General features: G+C 66.7%; 6 protein-coding genes. 4 read left to right on the top strand and 2 right to left on the bottom strand.

Going from position 1 to position 5,931, the window contains the following annotated elements; translation table 11 throughout:
• Positions 1 to 130: 130 nt before the first annotated feature.
• Together ACEQXV_RS06810 and ACEQXV_RS06805 are read right to left on the bottom strand one after the other, a co-directional pair.
• Positions 131 to 598, bottom strand: coding sequence for a formate dehydrogenase subunit gamma (locus ACEQXV_RS06810; RefSeq protein WP_370251396.1), 468 nt, complete (start codon positions 596 to 598; stop codon positions 131 to 133).
• A gap of 92 nt (positions 599 to 690) precedes the next feature.
• The gene (locus ACEQXV_RS06805) at positions 691 to 1,581 is read right to left on the bottom strand and encodes a LysR family transcriptional regulator (protein WP_370268445.1); all 891 of its coding nucleotides are present in this window, start codon (positions 1,579 to 1,581) and stop codon (positions 691 to 693) included.
• 259 nt (positions 1,582 to 1,840) lie between these two features.
• On the opposite strand from ACEQXV_RS06805, the gene ACEQXV_RS06800 reads away from it, so the two are divergent.
• The 4 genes from ACEQXV_RS06800 to ACEQXV_RS06785 form a co-directional block, all read left to right on the top strand.
• Complete coding sequence (locus ACEQXV_RS06800; RefSeq protein WP_370268443.1) at positions 1,841 to 3,139, top strand: amidohydrolase family protein; 1,299 nt, start codon at positions 1,841 to 1,843, stop codon at positions 3,137 to 3,139.
• 36 nt (positions 3,140 to 3,175) lie between these two features.
• Positions 3,176 to 4,159 carry a BMP family protein gene (locus tag ACEQXV_RS06795; protein ID WP_370268441.1) on the top strand — a complete coding sequence of 328 codons (984 nt, stop codon included), beginning with the start codon at positions 3,176 to 3,178 and terminating at the stop codon, positions 4,157 to 4,159.
• A gap of 16 nt (positions 4,160 to 4,175) precedes the next feature.
• The gene (locus tag ACEQXV_RS06790; RefSeq protein ID WP_370268439.1) at positions 4,176 to 5,534 is read left to right on the top strand and encodes an amidase; all 1,359 of its coding nucleotides are present in this window, start codon (positions 4,176 to 4,178) and stop codon (positions 5,532 to 5,534) included.
• On the top strand, positions 5,531 to 5,931 hold a 401-nt coding region (locus tag ACEQXV_RS06785), incomplete at its 3' end, for an ATP-binding cassette domain-containing protein (RefSeq protein WP_370268437.1). The genes ACEQXV_RS06790 and ACEQXV_RS06785, both read left to right, overlap by 4 nt.

Below are 5,931 nucleotides of genomic sequence, written 5' to 3'. Positions count from 1 at the left end.
ATCATGCCACGGCTTCCGTTGCGGATCACCTGCACGTCAAGCCCGCGCGCGGCGGCCTCGGACGCGATGGCCCCGGCCACCTCATCGGCACCAAGCGCCTTGGCGGCGCTGTCGAGGGGAACCCAGATCTTCATACGCCCGCCTCCGCCAGCAGTTTCGCCATCTTCGCGTCATCGACGCGGCCCACCACCTTGTCATCCACCATCGCGGCGGGCCCGCAGGCACAAAGCCCGAGGCAATAGACCGGCTCGATCGTCACCGCGCCATTGGCGGTGGTGCCGTGCCACTCGGTGCCCAGTTTTTCCAGCGTGCGCGCCGCCAGCGCATCCGCCCCAACCGCCTGGCAGGCTTCGGCGCGGCAGATCTTGACCACATGGCGGCCTGCGGGGACTTCGCGGAAATCGTGGTAGAAGCTCATCACCCCATGCACCTCGGCGCGGGTGATATTCAGCGCATCGGCAATCACCTGCAGCGCGCTTTGCGGCACGCAGCCATAGGCCTCCTGCAAGGCGTGGAAAATGGGCAGAAGCGGGCCTTCGAGATGCATCTGAGACGCGACGATCTCGGCGATATCCTCGGTGCTTGGGGAGGGGGGCATGGGCATGACGGACTCCGGTCGTTTCGCGCCCGTATTCACCTGCACGACCTTCGCGATTCAATATCGTTTTTCCGTCAAACGATAGAAAATCTCTATCGACGCAGCTCGGACATGCGCCGGGCTTCGGCCAGCAGGGCTTCCAGCACGGGGGTGTGGGGCTCGCGCCAGGGCGCGACCAGCCCCACGGAATGCCCCCGACCCGCCCCGGAAAGCGGAATGATTTCAAGAGGTTTGCCGCCGGTCAGGAAGCGCGCCATGTCGGCGGGCAGAACCGTGACGAAGCCGCCCTCCAGCACGTTGGCAACCAGAACCACGGTGGAATTGGACTCCACCATGGCCTGCGGCTGCACCCCTGCGATCTCGAAGTTTTTATTGATGATCCGCCGGTTCTGCATGTCGGGCGTCAGAAGGCACAGCTTTTGCCCGTCCAGCTCGCGCCAGCGCACCTCGTCGCGCCCGGCAAAGGGGGAATCGCCGCGGCAGACAAGCATGTAGCGTTCCTCGTAGAGCGCCTCGGTGCTGACCCGCCCCGTGGGTTCGTTGTCGAGGTAGGAAATGCCCGCATCCACGTCGAGATTCTCGATCATCGTCAGGATCTCGATCGAGGTGCGCGACAGGATGGTGAACCGCACGTTGGGGTGTTTCTCGGTAAAGCGCGTGGTGAGTTTCCCCGCCCAGGTCAGCGCCGTGGGAATGACGGCAATGCGCAGCTGCCCGGCAAGCCCGTGCCGCGAAAAGCGCATTTCTTCGCGCAGCTGGCGCGCATCGCCCACGATCCGGCGCGCCCAGATCAGGGCCCCCTGCCCCTCGGGCGTGAGCCCGCCATAGCGCGAGCCCCGGAAGATCAGCTGAACGCCAAGCTGTTCCTCCAGCTGCTTGATGCCCGCCGACAGCGTCGGCTGCGTGATCCCCAGGCTTTGCGCGGCCCGGCCGAAATGGGCCTCTTTCGCCACGGCGATGAACATTTCCAGCTTGTCCAGCATGATAGGCAATCCCGATCAACCTGGGCACAATTGATAGCCTATTCACATGACCTGCCCAAGAGGTTTTCCACGGGCGATTCGCCTCCGCACCGGGAGTCCGGTCGCCCTGCACTTCCCTTACGGCACCCAAAACCGGGCAATCACCCCTCAGAAACGCCAAAAAAACAGTCGGATTCCGATTTGTCGGGCAATTTCCAAGAAACATTTGGGGCCTCAATGAAATTTATTTACCATGTAGTCAAAAATATGGAGATGGGGGATGCTCGACATCATTATTCGACAGGGACGCCTGCCCGATGGACGGGGACCTGTCGACATCGCCATCGCGGGGGACCGGATCGCGGATATCGCCCCCCGGATCGACGCCGAGGCGCGCGACGAGATCGACGCCACGGACCGGCTGGTCTGCCCGCCCTTCACCGACCCGCATTTCCACATGGACGCGACGCTGAGCCTTGGCCTGCCGCGCATGAACGTGTCGGGCACGCTTCTGGAAGGCATCGCGCTGTGGGGCGAGTTGAAGCCGCTCTTGACGCCCGAGGCCGTTATCGAACGGGCCCTGCGCTATTGCGATCTGGCCGTGTCCCAGGGGCTTCTGGCGATCCGCTCGCATGTGGACGTGTCAACCGCGCCGCTGGTGGGGGTCGAGGCGCTGTTGGAAGTGCGCAAACAGGTCGCCCCCTATATCGACCTACAACTGGTGGCCTTCCCGCAAGACGGGCTCTACCGCGCGGAAAAGGCAGAAGAAAACCTGATCCGCTCGCTCGACATGGGGGTCGATGTGGTGGGCGGCATCCCGCATTTCGAACGCACTATGGCCGATGGCGCGCGCTCGGTCACGCGGCTGGCGGAAATCGCGGCGGAGCGCGGCCTGATGCTGGACCTGCATTGCGACGAGAGCGACGATCCGATGTCGCGCCACGTGGAAACGCTGGCCTATGAAACCACGCGGCTCGGGCTTGGCGGGCGGGTCACGGCCAGCCATGTCACCGCGATGCATTCCTATGACAACTACTATGCCTCGAAGCTCATTCCGCTCATTGCCGAGAGCGGCATGAACGTGGTGCCCAATCCGCTCATCAACATCACGCTTCAGGGCAGGTCCGACACCTACCCCCGCCGTCGCGGCCTGACACGCGTGCCGGAACTGCGGGCGGCCGGCGTCAACGTGTCCTTCGGGCAGGATTGCACGATGGACCCATGGTATTCTCTTGGCTCCGCCGACATGCTGGAAGTGGCGCATATGGGCGTGCACGCGGTGCCGATGACCTCGCGCGAGGCGATGGAATGGGCCTTTACCTCGGTCACGCAGAACGGGGCCCGGACCATGGGTCTGCCCGACCCCACGATCCGCAAGGGCGGTCCGGCCAGCCTGGTCGTCCTGCAAGCCAAGGACCCGATCGAAGCAGTCCGGATGAAGGCCACGCGGCTTGCCGTGCTCAAGCATGGCAAGGTCCTGGCCCGCACGCGCCCCCGCCTGGCCGAACTGGCCCTGCCGGGGCGGCCCACTACGCTCGACCCCGCCGATTACGCGCCCGTCGCAGGCAAACCCCAATAACCATGACACCAAAGCATCAACAGAGAGGACCCATCCATGAAACTCAGCACCACCCGTCGCCAGTTGATGGTCGGCGCGGCAGCCACCCTGGCCCTGCCCGCCTATATCCGTCGCGTGAATGCCCAGGCCGTGACCCGCGTGGCCGGCGTGCATATGTCGCCGGTCGAAAACGCCTGGAACAGCCGCATCCACCTGGCCTTCCAGGAAGCGGCCGCCTCGGGGCTGATCGAGTATGAATTCTCCGAAGGCGTGGCCCCCACCGACTATCCGCGCGCCATGCGCGAATATGCCGAGGGCGGGGCGCAGCTGGTCTGGGGCGAATCCTACGCCGTCGAGCGCGAAGCGCGCGAAGTGGCGGGCGACTATCCCGACACGGCCTTCCTCATGGGGTCGTCCGGTGGCCCCGAGGGCGACAATTTCGGCGTCTTCGGCACCCGCAACCACGAAGCGGCCTACCTGGCGGGCATGCTGGCCGGGCACATGTCGGAAAGCAATGTCTTCGGGTCGGTCGGCGGCTACCCGATCCCCGAGGTGAACCTGCTGATCAACGCCTTCCGCATGGGGGTGAGCGAGGTGAACCCCGACGCGACCTTCCTCAACGGCTTCATCGGGGCCTGGTTCGACCCGGCGCGGGCGAAAGAGGCCGGGATCGCCCAGATCGACGCAGGCGCCGACATTCTCTTTGGCGAACGCATCGGCACGGCGGATGCCGCTGAGGAACGCGGCGTGAAGGCCATCGGATCGCTCATCGACTACACGCCGCGCTATCCCGGCACCGTCTTTGCCAACGCGATCTGGAACTACGGGCCGACCATCGCGGCCATCGTGGCCGATATCCAGGCAGGCAACCCCGTGGGACGCGACTACACGGAGTACTCCTTCATGGCCCATGGCGGCAACGAGCTGATCTACGTGGCCGACGAAGTGCCTGCCGAGGCCATCCCGGCGATGGAGGCCAAGCAGGCCGCGATTGCCTCGGGCGAGTGGAACGTGCCGATCGACGAAAGCGAGCCCGCCTGATCCGGGGGGCTGTCGCGTGACCGATGCCACGGCCCTTGCAGCGGCCATTTCCGGGGGGCAGGTCTCTGCCGTCGAGGTGATGGACGCAACTCTTGCCGCCTGCCATGCGCGGGCGGATCTGGGGGCCGTGGTGCATCTGGACGAAGACATGGCCCGCGCGGGCGCAGCGGCGGCAGATAGCCTGCCCCACGACCGGCGCGGGCCTTTTCACGGCGTGCCCTTCGCGGTGAAAGACCTTGGCGGATTCGCCAGGGGCCTGCCGCCCGCGGCGGGTTCTGCCGCGATCAAGGGAGAGGCGCGGCGGCCAGAGGCCGACAGCCACCTGATGCAAGATTTGCGGCGCACCGGGCTGATCCCTTTCGCGATCACCGCAACGCCGCCCTTTGGCCTGTCGCTGAGCTGCGAGCCAGAGGGCCTGCCCCCCACCCGCAACCCGTGGAACCCCGCCCTCACCCCCGGCGGGTCGTCGGGCGGCGCGGCCGCCGCGGTGGCCGCCGGTCTTGTTGCCATCGCCCATGCCACCGATGCGGCGGGGTCGATCCGCGTGCCCGCCGCCTGTTGCGGCCTGACGGGGCTCAAGCCTTCGCGCGGGGCAACACCCGGCGGGCCGGATTTCGCCAATCACCTGATGGGGATCGCCTCGGAACTGGTGCTGGCGCGGTCCGTGCGCGACGTGGAAACCGCCTTTGGCGCGGTCTACCAGCCGCTTGCCCCGGTGCACCTGTCCGAGCGGCCACGCATCGGCCTTGCCCTGCCCGCGCGCTGTGGCCCCGACCAGGTGCACGCGGCGAAAGAGGCGGCCGAGGCGCTGCGTGACGCGGGCTGCGAGGTGCATGACATCCCCGCGCCCGACCGGATGGGGGCCGAGGCCCATGCCATCGCCCGCACCATCCTTTCCGTGTCGCTGGCCGAGTGGCTGGCCGCACTGAAGATCCCGGACGACCGGGTGCCGCCCCTTGCCGCCGCCATGGCCGCCGAGGGCCGCGCCACGCCGGCCACCATGCTTTTTGCTGCCTCGCGGCAACTGGCGCGGCTGACCAACCGGACGCGCAAGCTCTTTGCAGCCGCCGACGCGGTTCTGATGCCCGTCCTGTCCTCTGCCCCGCCGCCCGTGGGCCGTTTCGACCTGGCGGGCAGCGACCCCGAGGCCCACATGGCCGCGCTGGAGGCATTCGCCCCGAACGCGGCGCTCGCCAATGTCGCGGGGCTGCCCGCACTGGCCCTGCCCTTCGGCATGGCAGACGAGTTGCCCCTTGGCGTGCAGCTGATCGGCCCGCCCGGCGCTGATTTCGCGTTGCTGTCGCTTGCCGCGATGATCGAGGCCCGCGCGCCCGCCCTTTCCTTTCCCTCCCCAATCGCAGGCTTGCCCGCATGACCAAGGTTCTGGAGCTTCGCAACATCACCAAGCGCTTCGGGTCCCTGACCGCGAATGACGACGTGACCCTGACGCTGGAGCAGGGGGAAATCCTGGCGCTTCTGGGGGAAAACGGGGCTGGCAAGACAACGCTGATGAACATCCTTTTTGGCCATTACGCCGCCGACGAGGGCGCGGTGCGCGTCTTCGGACAAGACCTGCCCCCCGGCCTGCCCCGCGCGGCCATCGCGGCGGGTGTGGGTATGGTGCACCAGCATTTCACGCTGGCGGGCAACCTGACGGTTCTGGAAAACGTGATGCTGGGGTCAGAATCCCTGACGCGGCTGAAATCGGCCCGGGGGGCCGCGCGCAGGAAGCTGATGCAGATCGCCGACCGCTTCGGCTTGCCGGTGAAGCC

The sequence above is a fragment of the Nioella sp. genome, from assembly GCF_964229645.1.
Classification (GTDB): Bacteria; Pseudomonadota; Alphaproteobacteria; order Rhodobacterales; family Rhodobacteraceae; genus Nioella.
Note: the sequence above shows the minus strand (reverse complement) of the source record. Positions and strands in the feature narration are given on the sequence as shown.